Origin of the sequence: Herbaspirillum lusitanum, from assembly GCF_046025995.1 — a bacterium.
Lineage (GTDB): Bacteria > Pseudomonadota > Gammaproteobacteria > Burkholderiales > Burkholderiaceae_D > Herbaspirillum > Herbaspirillum lusitanum_A.
The window spans coordinates 387,735-411,980 of the sequence record NZ_JAQQFM010000004.1; the positions used below are offsets into that span (position 1 = coordinate 387,735).

The 24,246-nt window shown below is 60.3% G+C and carries 21 protein-coding genes; 10 read left to right on the plus strand and 11 right to left on the minus strand.

Annotated elements, in window-relative coordinates:
* Nucleotides 1-112 precede the first annotated feature (112 nt).
* The 8 genes from corA to mpl all read right to left on the minus strand — a co-directional run bounded on the left by corA (nucleotide 113) and on the right by mpl (nucleotide 8,749).
* Complete coding sequence (gene corA, locus PQR62_RS10370; RefSeq protein ID WP_408157531.1) at nucleotides 113-1,078, minus strand: magnesium/cobalt transporter CorA; 966 nt, start codon at nucleotides 1,076-1,078, stop codon at nucleotides 113-115.
* 322 nt (nucleotides 1,079-1,400) lie between these two features.
* Nucleotides 1,401-2,108: a monofunctional biosynthetic peptidoglycan transglycosylase gene (gene mtgA / locus PQR62_RS10375; RefSeq protein ID WP_408157533.1), complete on the minus strand. Its 708-nt coding sequence runs from the start codon at nucleotides 2,106-2,108 to the stop codon at nucleotides 1,401-1,403.
* Nucleotides 2,109-2,162: 54 nt separating this feature from the next.
* Entirely contained in the window at nucleotides 2,163-2,978 is an 816-nt protein-coding gene (gene aroE, locus PQR62_RS10380) for a shikimate dehydrogenase (RefSeq protein ID WP_408157535.1), read from the minus strand.
* A 146-nt stretch (nucleotides 2,979-3,124) separates the two neighbouring features.
* Nucleotides 3,125-4,009: a cell envelope integrity protein TolA gene (gene tolA / locus PQR62_RS10385; RefSeq protein WP_408157537.1), complete on the minus strand. Its 885-nt coding sequence runs from the start codon at nucleotides 4,007-4,009 to the stop codon at nucleotides 3,125-3,127.
* A gap of 48 nt (nucleotides 4,010-4,057) precedes the next feature.
* A complete protein-coding gene (locus PQR62_RS10390; protein ID WP_408157539.1) occupies nucleotides 4,058-6,169 on the minus strand; it encodes a ribonuclease catalytic domain-containing protein in 2,112 nt (703 codons plus the stop codon).
* Entirely contained in the window at nucleotides 6,166-6,747 is a 582-nt protein-coding gene (locus PQR62_RS10395) for a chorismate--pyruvate lyase family protein (RefSeq protein ID WP_408157541.1), read from the minus strand. The genes PQR62_RS10390 and PQR62_RS10395 overlap by 4 nt, the downstream gene beginning before the upstream one ends.
* A complete protein-coding gene (locus PQR62_RS10400; RefSeq protein WP_408157543.1) occupies nucleotides 6,747-7,343 on the minus strand; it encodes a YqiA/YcfP family alpha/beta fold hydrolase in 597 nt (198 codons plus the stop codon). The genes PQR62_RS10395 and PQR62_RS10400 overlap by 1 nt, the downstream gene beginning before the upstream one ends.
* Complete coding sequence (gene mpl, locus PQR62_RS10405; RefSeq protein WP_408157545.1) at nucleotides 7,340-8,749, minus strand: UDP-N-acetylmuramate:L-alanyl-gamma-D-glutamyl-meso-diaminopimelate ligase; 1,410 nt, start codon at nucleotides 8,747-8,749, stop codon at nucleotides 7,340-7,342. The genes PQR62_RS10400 and mpl overlap by 4 nt, the downstream gene beginning before the upstream one ends.
* Nucleotides 8,750-9,066: 317 nt before the next feature.
* Between mpl and PQR62_RS10410 the strand changes: the two genes are divergently transcribed.
* The 9 genes from PQR62_RS10410 (at nucleotide 9,067) to PQR62_RS10450 (ending at nucleotide 16,936) form a co-directional block, all read left to right on the plus strand.
* Nucleotides 9,067-9,738: a hypothetical protein gene (locus tag PQR62_RS10410; RefSeq protein WP_408157547.1), complete on the plus strand. Its 672-nt coding sequence runs from the start codon at nucleotides 9,067-9,069 to the stop codon at nucleotides 9,736-9,738.
* Complete coding sequence (locus PQR62_RS10415) at nucleotides 9,735-10,265, plus strand: TlpA family protein disulfide reductase (RefSeq protein WP_408157549.1); 531 nt, start codon at nucleotides 9,735-9,737, stop codon at nucleotides 10,263-10,265. Before PQR62_RS10410 ends, PQR62_RS10415 begins: the two co-directional genes overlap by 4 nt.
* 75 nt (nucleotides 10,266-10,340) lie before the next feature.
* On the plus strand, nucleotides 10,341-10,778 hold the full coding sequence (aroQ, locus tag PQR62_RS10420; RefSeq protein ID WP_408157551.1) for a type II 3-dehydroquinate dehydratase: 438 nt from the start codon (nucleotides 10,341-10,343) through the stop codon (nucleotides 10,776-10,778).
* A gap of 164 nt (nucleotides 10,779-10,942) precedes the next feature.
* A complete protein-coding gene (gene accB / locus PQR62_RS10425; protein WP_408157553.1) occupies nucleotides 10,943-11,407 on the plus strand; it encodes an acetyl-CoA carboxylase biotin carboxyl carrier protein in 465 nt (154 codons plus the stop codon).
* Between the two features lie 138 nt (nucleotides 11,408-11,545).
* Nucleotides 11,546-12,928 carry an acetyl-CoA carboxylase biotin carboxylase subunit gene (gene accC / locus PQR62_RS10430; RefSeq protein WP_408157555.1) on the plus strand — a complete coding sequence of 461 codons (1,383 nt, stop codon included), beginning with the start codon at nucleotides 11,546-11,548 and terminating at the stop codon, nucleotides 12,926-12,928.
* A 2-nt stretch (nucleotides 12,929-12,930) separates the two neighbouring features.
* Nucleotides 12,931-13,845 carry a 50S ribosomal protein L11 methyltransferase gene (gene prmA / locus PQR62_RS10435; RefSeq protein ID WP_408157557.1) on the plus strand — a complete coding sequence of 305 codons (915 nt, stop codon included), beginning with the start codon at nucleotides 12,931-12,933 and terminating at the stop codon, nucleotides 13,843-13,845.
* A gap of 4 nt (nucleotides 13,846-13,849) precedes the next feature.
* Complete coding sequence (locus tag PQR62_RS10440; RefSeq protein ID WP_408157559.1) at nucleotides 13,850-15,229, plus strand: DUF3426 domain-containing protein; 1,380 nt, start codon at nucleotides 13,850-13,852, stop codon at nucleotides 15,227-15,229.
* Between the two features lie 96 nt (nucleotides 15,230-15,325).
* Nucleotides 15,326-16,261, plus strand: a complete 936-nt coding sequence (locus PQR62_RS10445) for a carbohydrate kinase family protein (protein WP_408157561.1) — start codon at nucleotides 15,326-15,328, stop codon at nucleotides 16,259-16,261.
* A gap of 123 nt (nucleotides 16,262-16,384) precedes the next feature.
* On the plus strand, nucleotides 16,385-16,936 hold the full coding sequence (locus tag PQR62_RS10450; protein WP_408157563.1) for a peroxiredoxin: 552 nt from the start codon (nucleotides 16,385-16,387) through the stop codon (nucleotides 16,934-16,936).
* 201 nt (nucleotides 16,937-17,137) lie between these two features.
* Here the strand turns inward: PQR62_RS10450 and PQR62_RS10455 are convergent, their stop codons facing one another.
* The gene (locus PQR62_RS10455) at nucleotides 17,138-17,677 is read right to left on the minus strand and encodes a YggT family protein (RefSeq protein WP_408157565.1); all 540 of its coding nucleotides are present in this window, start codon (nucleotides 17,675-17,677) and stop codon (nucleotides 17,138-17,140) included.
* Between the two features lie 1,077 nt (nucleotides 17,678-18,754).
* On the opposite strand from PQR62_RS10455, the gene PQR62_RS10460 reads away from it, so the two are divergent.
* Nucleotides 18,755-21,553 carry a M16 family metallopeptidase gene (locus tag PQR62_RS10460; protein WP_408157567.1) on the plus strand — a complete coding sequence of 933 codons (2,799 nt, stop codon included), beginning with the start codon at nucleotides 18,755-18,757 and terminating at the stop codon, nucleotides 21,551-21,553.
* A gap of 216 nt (nucleotides 21,554-21,769) precedes the next feature.
* Here the strand turns inward: PQR62_RS10460 and PQR62_RS10465 are convergent, their stop codons facing one another.
* Nucleotides 21,770-22,516, minus strand: coding sequence for a histone (locus PQR62_RS10465; protein WP_408157569.1), 747 nt, complete (start codon nucleotides 22,514-22,516; stop codon nucleotides 21,770-21,772).
* A gap of 496 nt (nucleotides 22,517-23,012) precedes the next feature.
* Nucleotides 23,013-24,206 carry a ribonucleotide-diphosphate reductase subunit beta gene (locus PQR62_RS10470; protein ID WP_408157571.1) on the minus strand — a complete coding sequence of 398 codons (1,194 nt, stop codon included), beginning with the start codon at nucleotides 24,204-24,206 and terminating at the stop codon, nucleotides 23,013-23,015.
* Between the last annotated feature and the right edge of the window lie 40 nt (nucleotides 24,207-24,246).

Consider the following 24,246-nt stretch of genomic DNA (forward strand, 5'->3'; position numbering starts at 1 on the left):
ATGCGGGCGGTGTCGGCATCATGCCGGCGCGCAGAAAGAAACTGAATCACATAAAAACAAAACGGGCGCATGCATCAGCATGCGCCCGTCACCTTGACTTAAAAAAGCAGACTTAGTTGAGCCAGCCGCGCCGACGGAAATACCAGAAGGGCGCAATCGCCGAGCCTATCATCATCATGATGGCCAGCGGATAGCCTATGCCCCACTCCAGCTCGGGCATCCATTTGAAATTCATGCCGTAAATACTGGCGATCAGCGTCGGCGGCAGGAAGGCGACCGAGGCCACCGAGAAAATCTTGATGATCTTGTTCTGGTTGATGTTGATGAAACCGACGGTGGCATCCATCAGGAAGTTGATCTTGTCGAACAGGAAAGCCGTGTGTCCGTCCAGCGATTCGATGTCGCGCAGAATCTGGCGCGCGTCTTCGAACTGCTCGGAGCTGAGCAGACGGCCGCGCATCAGGAAACTGACTGCGCGGCGGGTATCCATCATGTTGCGACGGATGCGGCCGTTCAAGTCTTCCTCGTGGGCGATGGTGTTGAGCACATGGGCGGCGTCCTGGTCGCTCAGGCTTTTCTTGAGCACGCTGGTGCTGACCGCTTCCAGCTTCTGATAGATGCCTTCCAGCGCGTCCGCCGAATATTCGGCATCGGTCTCATACAGATCGAGCAGCACGTCGCGGTAGTCGCCGATGGAACCCGGCCGCGAGCGTGCACGCATGCGCACCAGGCGGAACACCGGCAGGTCTTCGGAATGCACCGAGAACAAAATATTGCGTGCGAGGATGAAGGCCACGGTCATGGTGGACGAGGTATCGTCGTCGCCTTCAAACAGAAAATCGGTACGCAGATGCAGGTCGCCGTTTTCCGCTTCGAAGTAACGCGCGGAGGCTTCGATGTCGCTGAACTCGTCTTCGTCCGGCAGCGTCACGCCGTAGATGCTTTTGACCCAGGCGCGCTCTTCGTCATCCGGCTCCGTCAGATCGACCCAGATCGGCGTGGCTTGCTCCAGATCGGAACGGCTTTCGATGTTGACCTGATTGAGTCGACCATTCTGCAACACGAATACATTAATCATGGAATCTCACTGGCAAGCAAAAATCGGCGGTCGGATCAACCGGGGTATCAAGGATGGCGTCGCCGGCGGTCTCGTAGCCACAATTCAGAAAGCGGAAACGGAAGCCCGGCAAAACAGGCCGCCGCCAAGGCTGCAAGCAATAGCACATGCGGATGACTGCGGCATGACGACCTGGCCTTTGCGCCCCTCAGGCTCGCGCTCGCGAGGATGATCGCAAGCGCAGAACGAGCGCAAGTGTACGTTCATCGATAGCCGCAGGCAAGCGCCAATACAGCGGCAAACCGCTCAGGGAGGCGGCGCTGCGACACGCGGCGCGGACTTGCTACTTGTGCGTAGGCGGCAAGGCCGCAGCGCCCATGCGGCGCAGGATCAGGCTGCTGCGATTGGCCAGATAGGCCGAGCTGCGATTCTTGTCATAGAAGCGCGGACGCGGCAGCATCACCGCCAGCCGCGCCGCCTGCTCCGCGCCCAGATTGGCGGCCGTGGTGCGGTAATAATGCTGGGCTGCAGCCTCGGCGCCGAACACGCCGTTGCCCCATTCGACCACGTTCAGATAGATTTCAAAGATGCGCTGCTTGTCCATCAGGAATTCAAGCATGAAGGTGATGATGAATTCCTGGCCCTTGCGCAGATAGCTGCGCTCGCCCGACAGAAACAGATTTTTGGCCAATTGCTGGGTGATGGTGGAGCCGCCGGCCACCACCTTGCCCTTCTTTTCGTTCTTTTCGTAAGCGCGCTCCAGCGCGTCCCAGTCTATGCCTTCATGCACCGAGAAATTGGAATCCTCGGAGGCGATGATGGCGCGCTTGAGATTGCTGGAAATGCGGTTGTACGGCACCCATTTGAATTGCAGCTCGGCGTCCGGATTCTTTTCGCGCAGCAGGGAACGCTGCTGGCGCATGAAACTGGTCGAGTCCGGATTGTGATCCACCCACCACCAGATCTGGACGAAGAAGTAGGCTTGCAGCAACAGCACACAGGCTATCGGCAACAGGATCAACCACATAATCAGCTTGCGCAGAGACTTCATGGAAAGGCGGGATGAATTTCGGTTTACCAAGGATTGCTCAGTTTTCTGAAGCGCTCATTCGCTCAGCTGGCGGCGCAGCGTGGCGAACACTTCCGAAGTCTCCGGACGCACCCCGCGCCACAACGCAAAGGCTTCCGCCGCCTGCTCCACCAGCATGCCTAGACCGTCGCGCGCCAGCGCCCCCTGCTGCTGCGCAAACTGCATGAACACGGTCGGCTGGCGGCCGTACATCATGTCGTAGGCCAGCGTGCCGCTATTGAAACAGGCGGCCGGCAAAGGCGGCAGCTCGGCGCCCAGGCTGGCCGAAGTGGCGTTGACGATGAGATCGAAAGAGCCGTCCAGCGCTGCGTAGTCGCAACTGGCGACCGGGCCGTATTCAGTGAATTGCTGCGCCAGTTCCTCGGCCTTGGCGGCCGTGCGATTGGCCAGCAGCAATTGCGCCGGCTGCTGTTGCAACAAAGGCAGCAAGGCGCCGCGCGAAGCGCCGCCGGCGCCCAGCAGCAGAATCCGTTTGCCTTGCAAGGCCAGCCCGGCATTGATGCAGATGTCTTGCACCAGACCGGCGCCGTCGGTGTTGTCGCCAACAATCCGGCCCTGCTCGAACTTGAGTGTATTCACTGCGCCGGCCAGACGCGCGCGTTCGCTCAGGCGATCTGCCAGCGCATGCGCTTCGAGCTTGAAGGGAAGTGTGACATTGGCGCCCTTGCCGCCCTTGCGCATGAATACCTGGACGCTGGCCCTGAACCCCTGGAGCGGCGCCAGCAGACGCTCATAACTGAGCTGCTGGCCGGTCTGGGCGGCGAACTGGGCGTGAATCTCGGGAGACTTGCTGTGGGCAATCGGGTTGCCGATGACGACGTATGCATCCATGGTGAAGTCTGCCTTTTCTAGTTCTGTGCGTGGCCGGCGCCGAGCCGGCCGGCGTTTGCATTGCCGTAACCGATTGCATGTGCATCAATATCTGCCATCACCCTCTGCCGCCGACCTCCTGCATCAAGGCCTGCCTGCGGTCAATTTCAGTTGACGCCGACCTGGGTCTGCAGCGTCTGCTCGCGGGTGAACTTGAAACGGGTAATGATTTCCCAGACATCGTCCTTGCCGGTGGTGCGCATGTTTTCAGGAAAGCGTCCGAACGGCGCCGAGCGTCGCACGATCGCCAGCGCCGCCTGATCCAGCGCCGGGTTGCCGGAGCTGCTGCGCACCTGCACACCGCCGTCGCGCTCGTAGATCGAGCCGTCCTGAAACACCGGGATCAGCAGCAGCAATTCGCCGTACAGCTTCTTGCCGTCCTGCTGCGGAAAATTCAGGGTGCCGACCTTTTCGATCTTGTCCTGCATGGTCTTGTAATACTGCGCATAGCCGACCGCGCGCGTGCTCGGCGTAATCTGCGTTTTCTTGGGGCGCTTGTTGTAGTCCTCGATGTTCTTGGACACCTCGGCTTCCATGCGCGCCATCGCCTTGGCCGTCTCTATCATGTCGCGCGCATTGAGCTGCGGCGTTTCCTTCGGCTTCTGCGGCTCGGTCACCGGCGCCACCGGCTGCGTCTTTTGCTTCATTTGCGCCAGCACCTTCTGCTGCTGCGCTTCCAGTTCCGCGACGCGACGTTGGGCGGCCTTCACGCTGTCGCCCTCGGCCTGGCGCTGCAGGTCCGGCAGCGGCGATTTGGCACGGCCCTTGTCGGCATTGCCGCCGCCATCCAGATTGGCCTGCGCCACGGCGTCGGCGTTGACCGGCTTCTTGTCGTGCTTGGCGTTGACCAGAATCACTTCCAGCCCCGGGTCGGCCGGCTTGAACTTGAACGCATCGGGCGGCGCGAAATGAATGGCCAGCAGCACGCCGTGCAGCAACAGCGAAACGCCGATGGCAATACTCAGCAAGCGATGACGAAAAAACAGATCCACGGCGACGACGAAGGTTGGAAAAGACGCAATTCTACGCCAAAGGCGGCATCATTCCGCAGCCGTTTCGGACTTGATGTGCGGTTCATCTGCTGCCGCCGCATTCGGTGCAGCGTCCACCTGTCGGGCGTCGTGCCCGCTGGCAATTTCGGCGCCGGGTTCGCTCGCGGATTCAGTCTCAGATTCCCCGGCGGCGGCATCCGCGCCACCCTCTTCATCCGCCTCGTCCAACTCTTCGAGCTCCTGATCGGCGGCAGGCGCCGCACCGGCCGCCACTTCCAGCAGACGCGCCTCGACCGACAGATCGACTTCATCCCAACGCAGCAGATCGAGCTTGACCTGCACCCCGCGCGCCAGTTGCGGCATGCCGGGCATGCGCAGCACCAGCGGGATTTCGGTCAGGCGCAGGATTTCATCCTTGAGCACCACGGCATCGACCACGCGTGCGTTTTCCTGCGCCAGCCAGCGCAGGCACCAGTAGCGCTCCATGCCGGACTGGAAGTCGGCATAGCCGGAATAGGCTGCATCGAAGGCCGAAACGATCGCGAACAGGTCGGCGTCGCGTGGTTTGAACGGCGCCACCAGCGGCGCGGTCACGCCATGCTCGATGCAGGCCAGAATCTGCCATTGATTGACCAGATCGGTATAACGACGCAGCGGCGAGGTGCTCCACGCATATTGATCCACACCCAGGCCCTGATGCGGCGCGGCGTGGGTCACCATGCGCACCTGCATCTTGGCGGCCCAGCCGCCGGCGCCACCGCCTTGCGCCCGGTAAATGCCCGGCACGCCATGGTCGGCCATCAGCTTGCCCCAGGTGCTGTTGGCGAAAATCATCAGCTCCGCCACGATCTTGTCGAGCGGGGCGCCGCGCTTGCGACGCACAATGCTGACCACGTCGTTCTCGACGTAGAAGTTGAAGTCGACGCGATTGTTCTGCTCCGGCCGCAGACCGAAGCTTTCACGCTTGGCCATGCGGCCCTGTTCCAGCATCTGCACCCATTGCCACAGCAAGGCGATTTCATCCTTGTGCGGATAGTCGCCCAGATTTTCGGCCAGCGCCTCTTCGGTCACCAGCTGATCAAGATCGTTGTGGCGCAGATTGGCAGCGATGTGCACGCGTTCGGCGCGGGTCTCGGTGGCGAGCACTTCCCAGGTCTGCGGATCGAGCGTGGCGTACAGCGACAGCGCCGGGCAATCCTTGCCGGCGTCCAGCGTGAAGGCGGCGACCAGCTCGTCCGGCAGCATGGTGATCTTTTCACCCGGCATGTAGACGGTGGACATGCGCTGACGCGCCATGGCGTCGATCGCGTCGTCGCGCTTGATGCCCAGGCCCGGAGCGGCGATGTGAATGCCGACGCGCAGCTTGCCGTCCGGCAAACGTGTGACCGACAAGGCATCGTCGATTTCGGTGGTGGTGACGTCGTCGATGGAGAAGGCCTGCACCTCGGCGAGAGGCAATTCAGGCGTAGCCGGAATCGCCACCGGCGGGAAGCCGACGCCCTTCGGGAAAAATTCGAACAAAAACTTGGCGTAGTGCAGATCCTTGGGCGAAGCAATGCCGCCGGTAGCCAGCATCAGGCGTTGCGGCGTGGTCTGCAACTCCTTGCAGGCGGCGTCCAGCGCCTTGAATTCGATACCGTTCTTGTCCGGCTTGAACAGCAATTGCAGCGCCAGCGGCTTGAAATTGTCCGGCAGGCGATTGGCCTTGAGCTCGTCCACGTATTGCGCCTGCACCAGCGCCAGTTGCTTCTTCTTTTCGACGCCGGCCAGCGCAGCCTGCAAGGAAGCCTGCGGCGCCGCCTTGTAGCGGCCCTTGCCCTTCTTGTAGAAATAGATGGGCGCGGTATGCAGGCGCAGCAGCAGACCGGCGGCTTCCACCGGCAAGGGTGCATGACCGAAATACTCGGCGCCCAGCTCAGTGAAGCCGAACTCTTCTTCGCCCGCGACTTCCCACAGGAAATCCAGATCGATTTCGTCGGAGATGAGCCTGGCCTGTTCCAGCAATTCCAGCGGCGCCGGCGTTGCGAACTGCAACAGTCCGTCTTTGGCCTTGACCTTGCTGCGTTTGCCGGAGGCCATCTCGACCTGATACGACTCGCCCTGCTGAGTCATGATGGAGCCAGCCTTGAAGTCGCCGGATTCTTCGAACAATAAATTCATGTCGTGCTTTGCTTGTTTGCCATCAGCGTGTGGATGGCGGGTAAGAAAATATCGGTCACCAGCATGATGCCGCCCTTGCGCAGGAAGAGCGAGCGGCGCGCATGCAGCGGACCGGGAATATGTTGCCAGGCCAGCGCGCGCGCAATGCGCCGCACCAGCGGATGTTCTGGGTGCAGACGCGCATATTGCAGCGTCCCGCGCCGCACCAGCGGATCGGCGAACAGGGTGGCGCCCAGCGGACGCTCGCCCAGGCCGCCGAAAAACGGCCAGTCCGAAGTCACGGCGCCGGCCGGAATCACAGTGTGGCCGAACACCACCGGCTGCCCATCGCCATACAGAATGACATCGCGCTCGGCCACCCGCGCTTTGGACGGCAGCGCCAGCGGTGCGCGTTCATCGGCCAGGATTGACGCATGCTTCTGCTGCACACGCTGCACCGAAAACTGCCGCGTGCGCGCCATCAGCTTGAAGGTCATCGAGCCGGGATCGCTGAGCCAGGCTTTCAGTTGCGGGGATTCCAGAGACTGCGCCGCATGCGGATGATGCATCCACTGCGCATAACGAAGCGAACGCGACATCAGTGATCTGCCTTGCCCTGAACGCCCGCATCGATACCGCAAAAACTCAGCACGGCGTCGGCATAATCGGCGAACACATCAATACCGTGGTCACTGCCCTGAATCACGGTCTGCTGCGCGCCGGGATAATGCGCAACCATTTCGCGCCAGTCCAGCACTTCGTCGCCGGTGGCGGCGATCAGGAAATAACGTTGCGGATCGCTGATGCGCTCGACGCTGAGCGCACGCAATTCGGCGATGTACTCGTGCTTGAATTCGAACGGCTCGTCCGAATGATATTGCGTGGTGACGCCGACATAGGACTCCAGATCGCGCGGCGGCTTCACTGCCGGATTGAGCAGCACCGCGCGGCAACCCAGCTGTTCCGCCAGCCAGGTGGCGTAAAAGCCGCCAAGCGAAGAACCGACGATGCTCAGCTGCGCCGGATCGGCATCGTGTACCAACTCTTGCGCCAGAGCGATGGCGGCGGCCGGCGAGGCCGGCAACTGCGGGCACAGATATTCGTCGGCGCGCCCCAGCGCCTGCATGCGCCGGCCGAGGTAATGCGCCTTGAAGGATTGCGGCGAGGAACGAAAACCGTGCAGATACAAAATCATGCCAGCGCGTCCAGAAGCTTTTGATGGACGCCGCCGAAACCGCCGTTGCTCATGACCAGCACCTGATCGCCCGGCTGCGCCACCGCCTTGACCTGCTGCACCAGCAACTCCAGATCGTCGAAGGCTTGCGCGCGCGCGCCCAGCGGCGCCAGCGCCTCGGCCAGATTCCAGCCCAAGGCGTCCTTGCCGCTGCCCTTGGCGCCGTAGCCGAACACCAGATCGGCGTCGCTCAGGCTGCCCGGCAGCGCATCTTTCATGGTGCCCAGCTTCATGGTGTTGGAGCGCGGCTCCAGCACGGCCAGAATGCGTGCCGCGCCGACCTTCTTACGCAGGCCGGCGACGGTGGTGGCGATCGCGGTCGGATGGTGGGCGAAGTCGTCGTACACGGCGATGTCGCGCACGGTGCCGCGCAGCTCCATGCGGCGCTTGACGCTTTCAAACCGGCCCAGCGCAGCAATCGCCTGGGCCGGCGCAATGCCGACATGACGCGCGGCAGCGATGGCGGCCAGGGCATTCATGCGATTGTGTTCACCGCTCAGCGCCCAGTCCACAGTGCCTTCCGGCCGGCCCTTGAAGAAAACGTCGAAGCGGCCGTCATCATGCGTCTGCAAGGCCCAGCCTTCGGTGCCGCCGGTGGCGACGCCGAAATCTTCGTGTTCGCTCCAGCAGCCGCGCGCGATCACGCGCTTGAGCGCATCTTCGCGACCATTCACCAGCAGCCGGCCGATGCCGGGCACGGTGCGCACCAGATGGTGGAACTGGGTCTCGATGGCCGCCAGATCGGGGAAGATGTCGGCGTGATCGTATTCCAGATTGTTCAGAATGGCAGTGCGGGCGCGGTAGTGCACAAACTTGCTGCGTTTGTCGAAGAAGGCGGTGTCGTATTCGTCGGCTTCGATCACGAAGAAGGTTGATTCGTCAGCGCGCGTGGCCTCACCTGAAATGGGGGTCTTGCCGCCCAGCCGGGCCGAGATGCCGAAGTTCATGGGCACGCCGCCGATCAGAAAGCCCGGCGCGTAACCGGCGCATTCCAGAATCCAGGCCAGCATGGCCGAGGTGGTGGTCTTGCCATGGGTGCCGGCCACGGCCAGCACCCATTTGTCTTGCAGAATATGGCGGCCTATCCATTCCGGGCCGGAAACATAGGCCAGCCCGCGATTGAGGATTTCTTCCATCAGCGGGTTGCCGCGCGAGACGACGTTGCCGATCACGAACAGATCGGGTTTCAGCTCGACCTGCGCCGGATCGAAGCCCTGGATCAGGGCTATGCCTTGCGCTTCAAGCTGGGTGCTCATCGGCGGATAGACATTGGCATCGCAGCCGGTCACCTTGTGGCCGGCTTCTTTGGCCAGCACGGCCAGACCGCCCATGAAGGTGCCGCAAATGCCGAGGATGTGGATATGCATAGAGAATCTTGATAAGGAATCCCGAGATTTTACCTGAGCCGACGCATCGCAGCCCGGGTTCGCCCATGCCCGGACTGTGGAAAAACGCTGAAAACCGGCATAAAGATGTCCGATACAGGCCATCGCCATCCATAAAGAAGGGGCAGCGAAGGAACCGGCATGTTCGCTCACACCCGCCGCCCCGTTTAAGCAGGGCAGGGAAAATGGCGAATCAGGAGACGGATAGCAGGACATGTCTGCTGTTACCGACTTTTGACCGATCCGCCGGCGGCGCCCGGCCATGTCACTTTGGGCGAGCCTGCAGGCCTCGGGGTATCATGTCGCCCATGCCAGACTTCTATCAAAGTGAAACCGAACAGCTGCGCGCCGAAATCGCCGGCCTCGCGGCGCGCCTGATCGCCGAAGACGGCGCCGATTACGGCACCGCCAAGCGCAAGGCCGCCAAGCAGATCCTGGGTAACAACAAAATTCGCGGCGAAGTGATGCCGGATAACGCCCAGATCGAAGACGAAGTGCGCCTGTATAACGAATTGTTTTTCGGCGACACCCAGCCGGCGCGCCTGAAGCATCTGCGCCAGGTGGCCTTGCAAGTGATGCAGGAACTGGAGCGCTTTTCGCCCTATGTCGTCGGCGCGGTGCTCAACGGCACGGCCGGCGACCACTCCGACATCCACTTGCAACTGTTCGCCTCCAGCCCCAAGGACGTGGAAATTTATCTGCTGAACAAGAACGTCAACTTCGAAGTCAGCGAAACACCGCATTTCAGGGGTGGTTCGCAGATGATGGAAACGCTTAGCTTCCTGCTGCCGCAACGCGGCGCCGATCCGGAAGGCGTGCATCTGACGCTCTACGACATCGACGATCTGCGCGGCAGTGCGCGCAGCGGCCCGGGCAAACGCGCCGAGCGGGCCGATGCCGCTGCGCTGCGGCGGCTCATGGAGGAAGAAGAGGCGCGCGCCGGACAACCCCATTCAGAAGAAAATTCATGACGAAGATTCGCAATATCGCTTTGCTGGCAGTGTTTGCCGCGATCTGCGCCGGCATCGGTTTTTATGTGAGCCACCGCAATACGCTGCCGCAATCGCCCGAAACCAAGGCCCTGACCAGTCTGCTGAGCCAGAGTCTGCCTGACGTGAACGGCAAGCCGCAGCCCTTGTCGCAATGGCAAGGCAAGCCGCTGATCCTTAATTTCTGGGCCACCTGGTGCGGCCCCTGCGTCGAGGAAATGCCTGAGCTGATGGCGCTGCAGAAGGAAATTGCTCCGGTGCAAATTCTGGGAATCGGTATCGATTCTCAGGAAAATATCGCTAAATTTGCAGAAAAATTGCATATCCAGTATCCTCTGTTCGTTGCCGGAACCGGCGCCACCGATTTGCTCAGGCAATTCGGCAATCAGGCGGGCGGTCTTCCCTTCACCGTTCTGGTAGGAAAAGACGGCAATGTCAAAAAGGTCTATCTGGGCCGACTGAAGTTCGATGAGCTGCGCAGCGATCTGGCTTCCCTGAAAAACATGTAAAGAAAGTTCTACTTGCCAAATGGAGTCATTTGACGGCAAAATGCGCCCATCGTCGTCAAACGGAGCCTAATCTCCATGGCAAAAAACCTTCTCCTGCTCAATGGACCGAACCTGAATCTGCTCGGGACCAGAGAGCCGGACGTCTACGGATCCACTACCCTGGCCGATGTCGAAGACCGGGCCGCAGCGCAAGCCAGCGCTGGCGGAGCAACGCTGAAGTGTTTTCAAAGCAATCACGAAGGCGCACTGATCGACCGTATTCAGCAGGCCCGCAAGGAAGGGGTGGACGCCATCGTGATCAATCCGGGCGGACTGACCCATACCAGCGTGGCGCTGCGCGATGCGCTGGCCGGGGTCGCGATCCCGTTTGTGGAAGTGCATATTTCAAATATTCATCAACGCGAGGAATTTCGTCACTTTTCCTACCTGTCCGGCATTGCGCGGGCAGTCATGTGCGGCTTCGGCGTCGACGGCTATCGTCTGGCGGTCGATTACTGGCTGCAACAATCTTGAGCGCGCACGCATCATTGAGCGGCCGCCGCCCGAGCATGCATTTTTCTCCAGTCTCTCATCGCATTTACTAATTTTTACCCGACTTAATTTCATAGCGCCGGCGCCAACGCAGTGCCGGCGATTTAATCAACTCTGCTCTACTTATTACATTCCGAGGAATTCAAATGGATTTACGAAAACTCAAAACACTGATCGATCTGGTTGCTGAATCGGCCATCGAAGAGCTGGAAGTCACCGAAGGCGAGAGCAAGGTCAGGATCGTAAAATCCTCCCCGAACGCGCAGAACCAGGTCGTGATGATGCAACCGCAAGCCGGTTACGCGCCGATGCAGCAAGCTGCAGCAGCGCCGGTCGCCGCTGCCCCGGCAGTCGCTGCCGCGCCCGCCGCGCCCGAAGGCCACATCGTCAAGTCGCCGATGGTCGGTACTTTCTACCGTTCCTCGGCGCCGGGCGCTCCGGCGTTTGCTGAAGTCGGCAAGGAAGTCAAGGAAGGCGAGACCCTGTGCATCATCGAAGCGATGAAGCTGTTGAACGAGATCGATGCCGACAAGTCCGGCGTGATCAAGCAAATCCTGGTCGAAAACGGCCAACCGGTCGAGTTCGGCCAACCGCTGTTCGTGATCGGCTAATCTGTCATCCCGGCACTACCGGAACTTTGCCGGCGTAGTGCCGGCGGACGAAGAAGGGGCTGTTGCCTGCATTGCACGCAACGGCCCGGTTTCCGGTTTACATTCAACGCTTGACCTTAGCGACGCCTCATTCCTCTTATGTTTGAAAAAATCCTGATCGCCAATCGTGGCGAAATTGCTCTACGCATCCAGCGCGCCTGCCGCGAGATGGGCATCAAGACCGTGGTCGTGCACTCCGAAGCCGATCGCGAAGCCAAATACGTGAAGCTGGCCGACGAATCGGTATGTATCGGCCCGGCGCCGTCCGCACTGAGCTATCTGAACATGCCGGCCATCATCAGCGCTGCTGAAGTGACCGACGCGCAAGCGATCCACCCGGGCTACGGCTTCCTGTCGGAGAACGCCGACTTCGCCGAGCGCGTGGAAAAATCCGGCTTCGTCTTCATCGGCCCGCGTCCGGAAAACATCCGCATGATGGGCGACAAGGTCTCGGCCAAGCAGGCCATGATCCGCGCCGGTGTGCCGTGCGTGCCCGGCTCGGAAGGCGCATTGCCCGACAATCCCAAGGAAATCGTGCAGATTGCACGCAAGATCGGCTACCCGGTCATCATCAAGGCAGCCGGCGGCGGCGGTGGCCGCGGCATGCGCGTGGTGCATACCGAAGCAGCGCTGATCAATGCCGTGACCATGACCAAGACGGAAGCCGGCGCCGCATTCGGCAATCCGGAAGTGTATATGGAGAAATACCTGGAAAATCCGCGTCACGTGGAAATCCAGATTCTGGCCGACGAGCACAAGCAAGCCATCTGGCTGGGCGAGCGCGACTGCTCCATGCAGCGCCGTCACCAGAAGGTGATCGAGGAAGCACCGGCGCCGGGCATCCCGCGCAAGATCATCGAGAAGATCGGTGAGCGCTGCTCCGAAGCCTGCCGCAAGATGAACTACCGCGGCGCCGGCACCTTCGAATTCCTCTATGAAAACGAAGAGTTCTACTTCATCGAAATGAACACCCGCGTGCAGGTGGAACACCCGGTCACAGAAATGATTACCGGCGTCGACATCGTGCAGGAGCAGATCCGCATCGCGGCCGGCGAAAAGCTGCGTTATCGCCAGCGCGACATCGAACTCAAGGGCCACGCCATCGAGTGCCGCATCAATGCGGAAGATCCGTTCAAGTTCACGCCGTCGCCGGGCCGCATCACTTCCTGGCACGTGCCGGGCGGTCCCGGCATCCGCGTCGATTCGCATGCTTACGCCGGTTATTTCGTGCCGCCGAACTACGATTCGATGGTCGGCAAGGTGATTTCCTACGGCGCAACGCGCGAGCAGGCCATCCGCCGCATGCAGATCGCGCTGTCGGAAATGGTGGTCGAAGGCATTTCGACCAATATCCCGCTGCACCGCGAACTGATGGTGGATGCGCGCTTCTACGAAGGCGGAACCAATATCCACTATCTGGAACATAAACTGTCAGAACGTCCGGCTTCGACGCCGGTGGCCGACAAATCCGTGAAGAAGTGAATATGGGCTGGACTGAAATCGTCATCGAAGTCGCACGCGACCAGGCCGAGGCATTGTCCGACGCCTTGATGGAAGCCGGCGCGCTGTCGGTGTCGGTGGAAGACGCCGATGAAGGCACCGAGGCCGAGCAGCCGCTGTTCGGCGAGCCCGGCATGGTGCCCGAGCAATCGGCGTGGGAACGCAGCCGCGTGGTGGCGCTGGCCGGAGTCGACTCCGATCACGCCACCATCGTTGCCGATGCGGCCCTGGCCATCGGTCTGGATTACGCCTTGCCGTTCGCGCTGCGCGCGGTGGAAGAGCAGGACTGGGTGCGCCTGACGCAATCCCAATTCGAGCCCATCCACATCGGCCAACGCATCTGGGTGGTGCCGAGCTGGCACGACGCGCCGGACGACAAGGATGCACTGGTGCTGGAACTGGATCCCGGTCTGGCGTTCGGCACCGGCAGCCATCCGACTACCCGTCTGTGCATGGAGTGGCTGGAAGGCCACGCCGCTTCGGCGCAAACCCTGCTCGACTACGGCTGCGGCTCCGGCATTCTGGCGCTGGTGGCCGGCAAGCTGGGCGTGCCGCAAGTCATTGGGGTGGACATCGACCCGCAAGCGCTGGAAGCAGCACGCTACAACTCGACCCGCAATCATTGCGAGATCGCCTACCACCTGCCGGAGGAATTCGCGCAGACGCATCCGGAAGGCGAGCGTTTCGATGTGGTGGTCGCCAACATTCTGGCCGGCCCCTTGCAATTAATGGCGCCGATGCTGTCAGGCCGCGTTGCAGCGGGCGGCGCGCTGGTGCTGTCGGGCGTGCTGGATCGTCAGGCGCAGGAGGTGATTGCCGCCTACGCACCGTTCATCGCACTGGAAGTCTGGGCCGAGCACGAAGGCTGGGTGGCGCTGGCAGGCCGTCTGCCGGAGTAAGCGCATGGCGCTGGCAACCCAATGTCCGCATTGCTTTACCTCGTTCCGGGTCGCCAGTGACCAACTCAAATTGCGTGGCGGCCTGGTCCGCTGCGGCAATTGCAAGCAAGTCTTCAATGGCAATGACTACCTGATCGATCCGGCCGTGGCCGACGCCCAGGTTCAGGCAGCGCCATCTTCGCCGGCAGCACCCACGCCCCCGAAGTCGGAAGGCAAGGCTGTAGCCTCGGCCGCGCCGGCGACGCCCTCGCCTTTTTCCGGCCTGGCCTTTTCCGAACGTCCTGCGATGCCGCCGCCAGGGCAGAATTTTGCACCTCAGCCTGTGCCGCCTTCGCGCATTCCTTTGCCTGCAGCCGGCCCCGGCGTCGCCAACGCACCGGCGAACGCGGTACCGGCGCAGGTCACGCCGAACGTATTTCGCAGCGGCGCCAGTCATGAATATCTGGATGCGGCTGCAGAAGCGGAAGCATCCGATGCCGCCGCCATCCCCGACCTGGACAGCGAACTGACGCGCGGCAATCAGGCGTTCGCCTACGTCTCGCCTCAGGATCCGGCCTTTGCGCTGCCGAAGACGCGTTCCATCGACTTCAATATTCCGGAGCATGGCGCCAATGCCGGGCTTGCGGAGGCCGCTGGCACTATGCCGGTGCGCACGGCGATCAAAGACGCAGGAGCCGAATCCGAAACATGGCGCGATGAAGCCAGTGCCGGGCATGGACAAAACGACTCCGCCGGCAGCATGCATGCTGAAGAGGCCATCGCCGCTACTGCGATTGATGCAGCTCAAGCACATCCGGAAGATGACCATGAAGACGCCGGGCACGATGACGCGCATGCGCCTGACCAAGCCGATGAGCCCGATGAGCCCGCCTTCGTCAAAAAAGCCGAACGGCGCGAAAAGCTGGGCCGCATTGCCCGCGCAGTCATGATCGTGCTGGCCTGCGTGCTGGCGCCGGCGCTGCTGCTGCAAGCCACTTATTACTGGCGCAACCAGATCGCCGCCACCGTACCCGCATTGCGGCCGCTGCTGGCTGCCGCCTGCGCCGGACTGCATTGCACGGTCGGTCTGCCGACCGAAGTGGAAAAGCTGTCGCTGGAATCGAGTGAGCTGCAACTGGTGCCGCCCAACACCAATATCTATACGCTCAGCGTGGTGCTGCGCAATCGCGGCGCCAGCGCCCAGGCCTGGCCGCACATCGAGCTGACGCTCAACAACGACGATGAGAAAGCGGTGGTGCGACGTGCCTTCCGTCCGCGCGAATATCTGTCGCAAGCCCAGATCGACAACGGCATCCCCGGCGACAGCGAGCAGCAGCTCAAACTGACCTTCGAACTGAGCAACGCGGCGCCGTCGGGCTATCGCATTTATCTTTTCTATCCCTGAGCAGTCCTTGAGCGATTTCCCTGAAGGCGGCAGCGCTTTCTTCTACAATGCTGCATCGCTGTTCCATTCAACACCTCTTCACTCCTACATAAAATCATGAGTTCACTGATCTGCGGCTCCCTCGCGTACGACAACATCATGCAATACGACGGCCGCTTCGCTGATGCGCTGCTGGCGGATCAATTGCACAAGATCAATGTCTCCTTCCTGGTGCCGAGCATGCGCCGCGAGTTCGGCGGCTGTGCCGGCAACATCGCCTACAACCTGAAACTGCTGGGCGGCGAGCCGGTCATCATGGCCACCGTCGGTCTCGACAGCGCACCGTATCTGGAGCGCTTCGCGGAACTCGGCATTTCGGCCAAATGCATACGCGTGATCGACGCCTCGTTCACCGCGCAATGCTTCATCACCACCGATGCCGGCGGCAATCAGATCACCGCCTTCCACCCGGGTGCGATGACTTACTCGCATGAGAACAAGGTCGCCGATGCCGGCGCCGTGAAGTTCTCCATCGTGGCGCCGGATGGCCGCGACGGCATGCTGCAGCACGCAGAACAAAGCGCCAGCCTGAACATCCCGCTGATCTTCGATCCGGGCCAGGGCATGCCGATGTTCAACGGCGATGAGCTGAAGCATTTCATTGATCTGGCGACCTATGTCGCGGTCAACGATTACGAAGCCGAATTGCTGACGGCCCGCACCGGCCTGTCGCTGGATCAGATCGCACAACGCGTGTCGGCACTGATCGTGACGCGGGGCGAACTGGGTGCCGAAATCTATGCCGACGGCAAGAAGATCGACATCCCTTGTGTACCGGCCGCGCAGATCGCCGATCCCACCGGTTGCGGCGACGCCTTCCGCGCCGGCATGCTGCACGGTTTGACCAATGACTTCGACTGGGCCACCACCGGTCGTCTGGCCAGCCTGATGGGCTCGATCAAGATCGCTTCGCAAGGTCCGCAAAACCACGCACCGTCCAAAGCGGAAATCGAAGAGCAATTCCATCAAGCTTTCGGCTATCGCTTCGGCTGATTGGGCCGTCCGGCTGATTTTTCAGTTCCAGGGCGACAGGATGCCGTGAGCGATTTCCTTCACGGCATTCATCCGCAGCAGCATCGGCGCTATTCCAGGCCTTACCGACTGAGAGGAAACATCATGCGACATCTGCTGCCCCTGGCGAAAGCATCCGCCCTCGTACTGAGCGCCATGCTGGTGATCGCGCCCGCGCTGGCCGCCCTCAAACCCGGCGACAAGGCGCCCGACTTCAAGGCGCAGGCATCGCTGGGCGGGCAGGTATCGACCTTCTCGCTGGACGCCGCACTGAAGAAAGGCCCGGTGGTCTTGTACTTCTATCCGGCCGCGTTCACCTCGGGCTGCACGGTTGAGGCACATCTGTTCGCCGAGGCCATCGATCGCTACAAGGCCTTGGGCGCCACCGTGATCGGCGTGTCGAACGACAAGATCGAGACGCTGAACAAGTTCTCGGTCAGCGAGTGTCGCAGCAAGTTTGCAGTCGCCGCCGACACCGACCAGAAAATCATGAAAGCCTACGATGCAGTGCTGATGTTCAGTTCAGCCAGCCGCACCTCCTACGTGATCGCGCCCGACCACACGATCATCTACGAATACAGCGACCTGAGTCCGGACAAGCACGTGGAAAATACCCTGCAGGCTTTACAGCAATGGAGCGGCAAGCAAAAGAAATAAGATGGGAGTTGGCGCGGGCCGCCATTCCGACAAGGGGTGCGGCATAGCGTGCATGCAGGCCGCTGGAACGAGCCGGCAGGAAGACAGGCAAGCCAAGGATGCAGGAAGAAAAAAGCAAAAGGCCGGAGCGATCCGGCCTTTTCTCATTCACACATGCCCGCAAAGCGCAGCCGATACGGAGCGCTGATCAACGGCGCTTCTTCATGCCAGCGACAGCAGCAAGGTGCTCACCAGACGCACGGCTATCTGCAACAGAATCAACACCACCAGCGGCGACAGGTCGACCCCACCGATCAGCGGCATCACGCGGCGCAGAGGACGCAGCAACGGCTCGTTCAACGCGCGCACGAAGGGCGCCAGCGGCGCATGCGGGTTGACCCAGCTGAAGATGGCCTCAATAATGAGCGTCGCCATGAAGCCGTAGAAAATCCATTGGAAGAAACGCACCAGCGACAACAGGATGATGGTGCGGAAATCGAAACCTGACTCGATCCCGACTGCGGCGATGATAGACAGCACGATGATCAGGAAGGCGCCGATCAGGCTGGCCCAGTCGTAACTGCTGCCCGGCATGATGCGCCGCAAAGGTTTGACCAGCCAGTCCGACAGCTGGAACACGAATTGCCCGACCGATTGCGGCGGACGCACGCGCACCACCTGCACCCAGAAACGCAGCAGCATGACGCCGGCGAGAATGCTGGCGACCGCATCAACGATCAACATGAAAATACTATGCAGCACGAAGCTTCTCCATAAGTGAGGAATTGAACGCGACCCATCAACACGATAGCGCAGTAGTCAGAATGGACTACGCTTGCAAAGAAAGAACGGATGATACTGAGCTGATTTCATCCGATGCCGCCAGACTGCCGAGGAATAGCTTTTCTGCCCCCCGCAGAAGAATAGCCCGTACATTGTGCCATCTCAGCGGTTTTTATAGTGCGCTCGGAGAATAAATTGCCGCCGGCCGGCCTGCGCATGCAGACAAGGTATCAACGATGCGGCAATCGCAGCGCATCCGGCACAGCTTTCGCCGTGAAGCCTGATGAGCCTGAGACAGGCTCGCCATCTTTACGCAAGCAAATCATCTCGCACGGCAGCGACCACGCTCCTGACAACCAGTCCGGCGCAGAAGTCATACGAATCAAACACTTATTCCTCATTTTGCTTCGCAACTATTTTGTTTAAGGCCTCGCCGGGTCTTATTTGGCGCTGCTCGTTCAACAATTCCGGAGCGGAATCTTCTTCGCCACAGGTGAATTCTTGCAACAGTTCCCGATGGCGACAATCGGCAGAAACGGGCATGCGTTCGAATACGCCAAATCCTTCCCGCCAGTTACCTGGATTGCGCCCCTGATGATCGACAAGCCACTGTGCGGCGTTCGGCGAGACTCTTTAGGTCTCGCCTGTTTTTTGTGGAGACACCCCACTACAGGATCACGCGATGAAGCATCGGCGGCAAATGAGGCTGTTTCATGCCTGGATCCCGGCGACGCACCCATGCCCCGCCAGCCGAGAATGCATGCACCCGGCTGTGCGCCGTTTCATTTGAAATAAAGACCTGTCTGTTCTGAAATACGATGGAAAGGGCCTGCTCTTACAGTCTTGCTACACGGTGCGGCAGATGGCAGCAGTCGCCTCCAGACATGTCGCCCCCCCCCCCGCTTTAGAACGCCGAGCTTCAGAAGCGACCATGACTCTTTCCGGGACATGAGGCTGCTCCGGGGGCGACGACTTCATGCTCGCATCACGATTTGCCGACGGCGGCGCATCCCGGCCCTAAATCGGCATCCCTTTTTACTTTTGCAGGAGAACCGTTTGTCTCTTCCCAAGACCCGCAGCCTTTTGACTGCCATATTGTTGAGCCTGGCAACGCTGTCGCTGACGACCGCATCAACCCAGGCGCACGCCGCTAACCCGGCATCGGCCAAGCCGGCGCCATCTTCTGTAACGCTTGCCTTACCCGCCGGCGTCAGCCTGGGCCCTTCCGCCGAAGGGATCACCGAGTACCGTTTCGCCAATGGCTTTCGGCTGTTGCTGCTGCCTGATGATTCACAGCCGACCGTGACCACCAATCTTTCCTACCTGGTGGGTTCGCGCCATGAAAACTATGGTGAAACCGGCATGGCGCATCTGCTTGAACACCTGTTGTTCAAGGGCACCCCGCGCCATCCTGCGATCACGGAGCAATTCAGCCGGCGCGGCATGATGGTCAATGCCGCGACCTGGGTCGATAGCACGAACTATCACGAAAGCTTCGTCTACAGCGACGACAACCTGCGTTGGGTCATCGAGATGGAAGCCGACCGCATGGTGAATTCCCGCATCGCCAAGAAAGACCTCGATACCGAAATGACGGTGGTGCGCAACGAGTTCGAGAACGGCGAGAATTCACCTGCGGATGTCATGCTCAAACGCATGCAGGGCGTCGCACTCGATTGGCATGCCTATGGCCGCCCTACCATTGGCAACCGCAGCGATATCGAGAACGTGAAGATCGAGAATCTGCGGGCCTTCTACAAGACCTACTACCAGCCGGATAACGCGGTGCTGGTCATTGCCGGCAAATTCGATGCTGCCAAGGCACTGCGCTGGGTTCATCACAGTTTCGGCAAGCTGCCCAAGCCTGGCCGCAAGCTGCCGGTATTCTGGACGGTCGAACCGACACAGGATGGCGAACGTCAGTTCTACATTCGTCGCCAGGGCGATGTTCAGCTGGTATCGGTGGCCTACAAGATCCCGGGCCAATTGCATCCGGACGCCAAGGTGCTTGAGCTGGCCGGGGCCATCCTGACCAACCCGGCTGATGGCCGTCTGCAGAAGTCTCTGGTAGAGACCGGCCTGGCGGCAAGCGTCGGGCAACAGCAACTTGGCGCGGTGGCGCCAGGCCTGCAGATGATGACAGTGACGGTGAAGAAGGACGGAGATCTGGAAGCCGCGAAACGCGGCCTCATCGCCGGCATCGAATCCCTGGCCGCGCAACCGCCTTCGGAGGACGAACTGGCGAGGGCCAAGCTGGCGCAGACCAATCTCTACGAGCGGCTGGAGAGTAATCCGCAAATGATGGCGATGGTGCTCAACGAATCCATCTTGCTGGGCGACTGGCGTCAGCTCTTCGCGCAGCGCGATCAGGTCGCGACGATCAGTGCCGGGCAGGTCGCCGCGGCGGCGGGCAAGTACTATCGCCGCGACAACCGTAGCGTTGGCATGTTCGTCCCGGAGGAAAATCCGCAGCGCACCGATGTACCGGCATCGCCTCCGATGGCCGCAGTGCTGGCGCATTATCAGCCGCGCACGGCGCTTGATCGCGGCGAAAACTTCGACATCTCGCCTGCCAATATCGCCTTGCGTACCCACGTGCTGCAACCCCGGCGGGATCAGCAGACGCTGTTGAAGATAGCGCTGCTGCCCAAGAAGACCCGGGGCAGCGTGGTGACGGTAGGCCTGAGCATGGACTTCGGCGATGAGCGCAGCTTGTTCGGCAAGCAGGCCTTGAGCAAGATGACTATGCTGATGCTGCAACGTGGCACCACCTCCATGACCCGCCAGCAACTGGCGGACGCTTCGCAGCGCCTGAAGATGAGCGGCGATCTGCTGCAATTCCAGACCACCAGCGACAACCTGGTGCCTGCGCTGCAACTGATGGCGGATGTCTTGCGCCATCCCCGTTTTGACATAGCGGAGTTCGAGCAAATGCGCAATGAACTGCTGGTATCGCTGGAAGCCTCGCGCGGCGATCCGCAGGCGATTGCCAATGAAGTGCTGGCACGCCACTTCAACGCCTATCCCGCTGGCGACATGCGCTCGGCCCTGTCGCTGGAGGAGCAGATCGCTCAGGTCAAGAGCGTCAGCCTGGATCAGGTCCGCCAGTTCTACAAGGACTATTACGGCATTGCCAACGGCAGGCTGGCCATCATCGGCGAATTCGATCCGACGGCGGCGCGCAAGGCTCTGGACGAAAGCCTGGGCAACTGGGCCAGCCCGGCGCCCTACCAGCGCATCCTGTCATCCTGGCACGAGGTCGCCCCAATGCATAAGGTGATCGATACGCCGGACAAAGAGAACGGTGTTTTCATGGCGCGCCAGAACATACGGCTACGCGATACCGATGACGATTATGTGGCCATGCAAGCGGTCAACTATCTGATCGGCGGCGCTACCAAGACCCGGTTGAACGACAGGGTGCGCCAAAGCGATGGCTTGTCTTATACCGTCTTGTCCGTCGTGAATACGGAAGAAATGTCCGATGACGCCAATTTCTCGGTGATGGCCATCGCCGCTCCGCAGAACCTGGACAAGGTCGAGACCGGCGTGCGCGAGGAATTGGCCCGTGTGCTGAAGGACGGTTTCACCATGGAAGAACTGGAACGCGCCAGGTCAGGCATGCTGTTGATGCGGCAGCAAAGCCGCGCCGACGACTTCAGCCTGGCTGCGCAATGGCAGAACCTGCTGGACCGCGACCTCAACCCGGAATGGATGGAACAGCAGGACAAGCGTGTCGCCGCGCTCACGCTCGAGCAGCTCAATGCCGCTGCGCGCAGGCATCTCGATCCGACCAAGCTCAGCGTGGTCATTGCCCGCGACGCCGCCAAGGCAAAGGCGGGCGCGCCAAAGTAAGGCGGGGTGTTCCACTATGGCGGCTTGACGTTTCTCCTTCTGGCAAACGGGAGAAATGGGGGATTGCCGCACGAAGCGGACGATATGCATTGGTGGTGAGCACCTGCTTACAAGGCAGGTGCGCGCAGACAGACAGACGAAAAAAAACCGCTGCATGACATTGCCACGCAGCGGAGTTTCTTGCCCGATTTTCATCGGGCGACAGAGCGATCCGAATTACGGACGGCTGGTGCCTGTCGGGAACGGCCATGCAGCAGCCGGGTTCAGCACAGTCTTCACTGCAGGTGCTGCTGCAGCTGGCTTAGCGGCCGCTGCCTTTTTTGCAGGAGCCTTCTTGGCTGCTGCCGGCTTTGCCGCTGCCTTGACGGCAGGCTTAGCTGCTGGCTTAGCCGCAGCCTTGACTGCTGGCTTCGCTGCTGCCTTGACGGCAGGCTTAGCTGCTGGCTTCTTCGCTGCAACGGCCTTCTTAGGCGCTGCTGCTTTCTTCGCCACTGGCTTCGCTGCCGCCTTGACTGCTGGCTTCTTGGCGGCGACTGGCTTCTTAGCTGCCACTGCCTTTTTCGCTGCGACCGGCTTCTTCGCTGCAACTGCCTTCTTCGCTACCGGCTTTGCGGCTGCCTTCTTCGCTGCGACTGGCTTCTTCGCTGCAACAACCTTCTTCGCTGCGACTGGCTTCTTGGCGGCGACTGGCTTCTTAGCTGCCACTGCCTTTTTCGCTGCGACTGGCTTCTTCGCTGCAACGGCCTTCTTCGCTACCGGCTTTGCTGCTGCCTTCTTAGCGACTGGCTTGGCTGCTGCCGGCTTCTTGGCGGCGACTGCCTTCTTCGCTACTGGCTTTGCTGCTGCCTTGACGACTGGCTTCTTAGCTGCAACGGCCTTCTTCGGAGCTGCGGCTGCCTTGGCGACGACTGGTTTCTTTGCAGCGGGCTTCTTGGCCGCTGGTTTCTTTGCTGCTGTTGCCATTTTGTTTCTCCTTCTTCACGTGATGGAAAAAATCAAGCTTGATATAAGAAACCCTCCTGCGACATCGCGATGACGCAGGCGGATTATTCATCGGCACAAGCATGGTTCTGCTTGCGCTAATGAATTCGGCACCAGCTGAACTGCTGCATCCCCTCAACTATGCAGCACTTCAGCTATCTTGGTCGGGGCCTCCCCGCACACCAGGCGGCTCAGAGGCAAAGGCCTGCATGCAGGCGCGAACGACCAAAAAAAACGCCGGCGATCAAACGCCAGCGTCGGAATAGCAACTCCGGAACACCCTCAGGTTTTCCAAAGGAAAAGCCGCCTGACCCGACACGATGGGGTTAAGCGGCGATAACAGAGAAGATCGATTCGGTCTTTTACTGTTCATTAAATTTGGCGATTGCCTTTCAGTTTCGACGTCCTGCATCTTGCAAGCTGCAGGATCGCCGTTGTGCTTTATGGTCTTGTTGAAGAGCACTTACAAGACAGCACATCATTCCCAATTCAGAGCGCCTCCGGTTTGGTATTCGATGACCCGTGTTTCGAAGAAGTTGCGCTCCTTCTTCAAATCGATCATCTCGCTCATCCACGGAAACGGATTTTCTTCTTGCGCGAACAATGGATCAAGTCCGATCTGTTGTGCGCGACGATTAGCAATGAATCGTAAGTAGCCTTTGAACATCGGCGCATTCAATCCAAGCACGCCTCGCGGCATTGTATCCTCTGCGTAACGATATTCCAACTCTACCGCGCTTAAAAACAACGATTTGATTTCGTTGCGGAACTCCGCTGTCCACAAATGCGGGTTCTCCATCTTCACGGTGTTGATCAGATCGATTCCGAAATTGCAGTGCATCGATTCGTCGCGCAGGATGTACTGATACTGCTCTGCCGCACCCATCATTTTGTTCTGACGACCGAGCGCCAGAATCTGTGTGAAGCCAACGTAGAAGAACAGACCTTCCATGATGCAGGCGAAGACGATCAGCGACTTCAGCAGCTTCTGATCATTCTCGGTAGTACCGGTCTTGAACTCGGGATCGGTCAGCGTATTGATGAACGGGATCAGGAATTCGTCCTTGTCGCGGATCGATTTGACTTCGTGATACGCGTTGAAAATCTCGGCTTCATCCAGACCCAGCGACTCGACGATGTACTGGTAAGCGTGGGTGTGAATCGCTTCTTCGAACGCCTGGCGCAGCAGGTACTGGCGGCATTCCGGCGCGGTGATGTGGCGATAGGTGCCGAGCACGATGTTGTTGGCGGCCAGCGAATCGGCGGTCACGAAGAAACCCAGATTGCGCTTGACCAGACGGCGCTCATCTTCGGTCAGACCATTCGGATTCTTCCACAGCTCAATGTCGCGCTGCATGTTGATTTCCTGCGGCATCCAGTGATTGGCGCAACCTGCCAGATACTTGTCCCAAGCCCATTTGTACTTGAACGGCACCAGCTGATTGACGTCGGTGTGGCCGTTGATGATGCGCTTGTCGGCGGCATTCACACGCTTGGTGACATCTACCTGTCCTTCGTCTTTGGTGACCAGGGCCGGGTTCAGTGCAACGTCCGAAAACTGTTGACGCGCAGCCTGTTGATGGGCTGCCGTTTGCAACTGAGGTTGAGGCGTTTGCGGAGCGCGCGACGCTGGCGTCGATTTCGCGTTCACTTCATCATCCCAAGAAAGCATGTTTGATCCTTTAAATTATTGACGTACCTGACTGCTGATT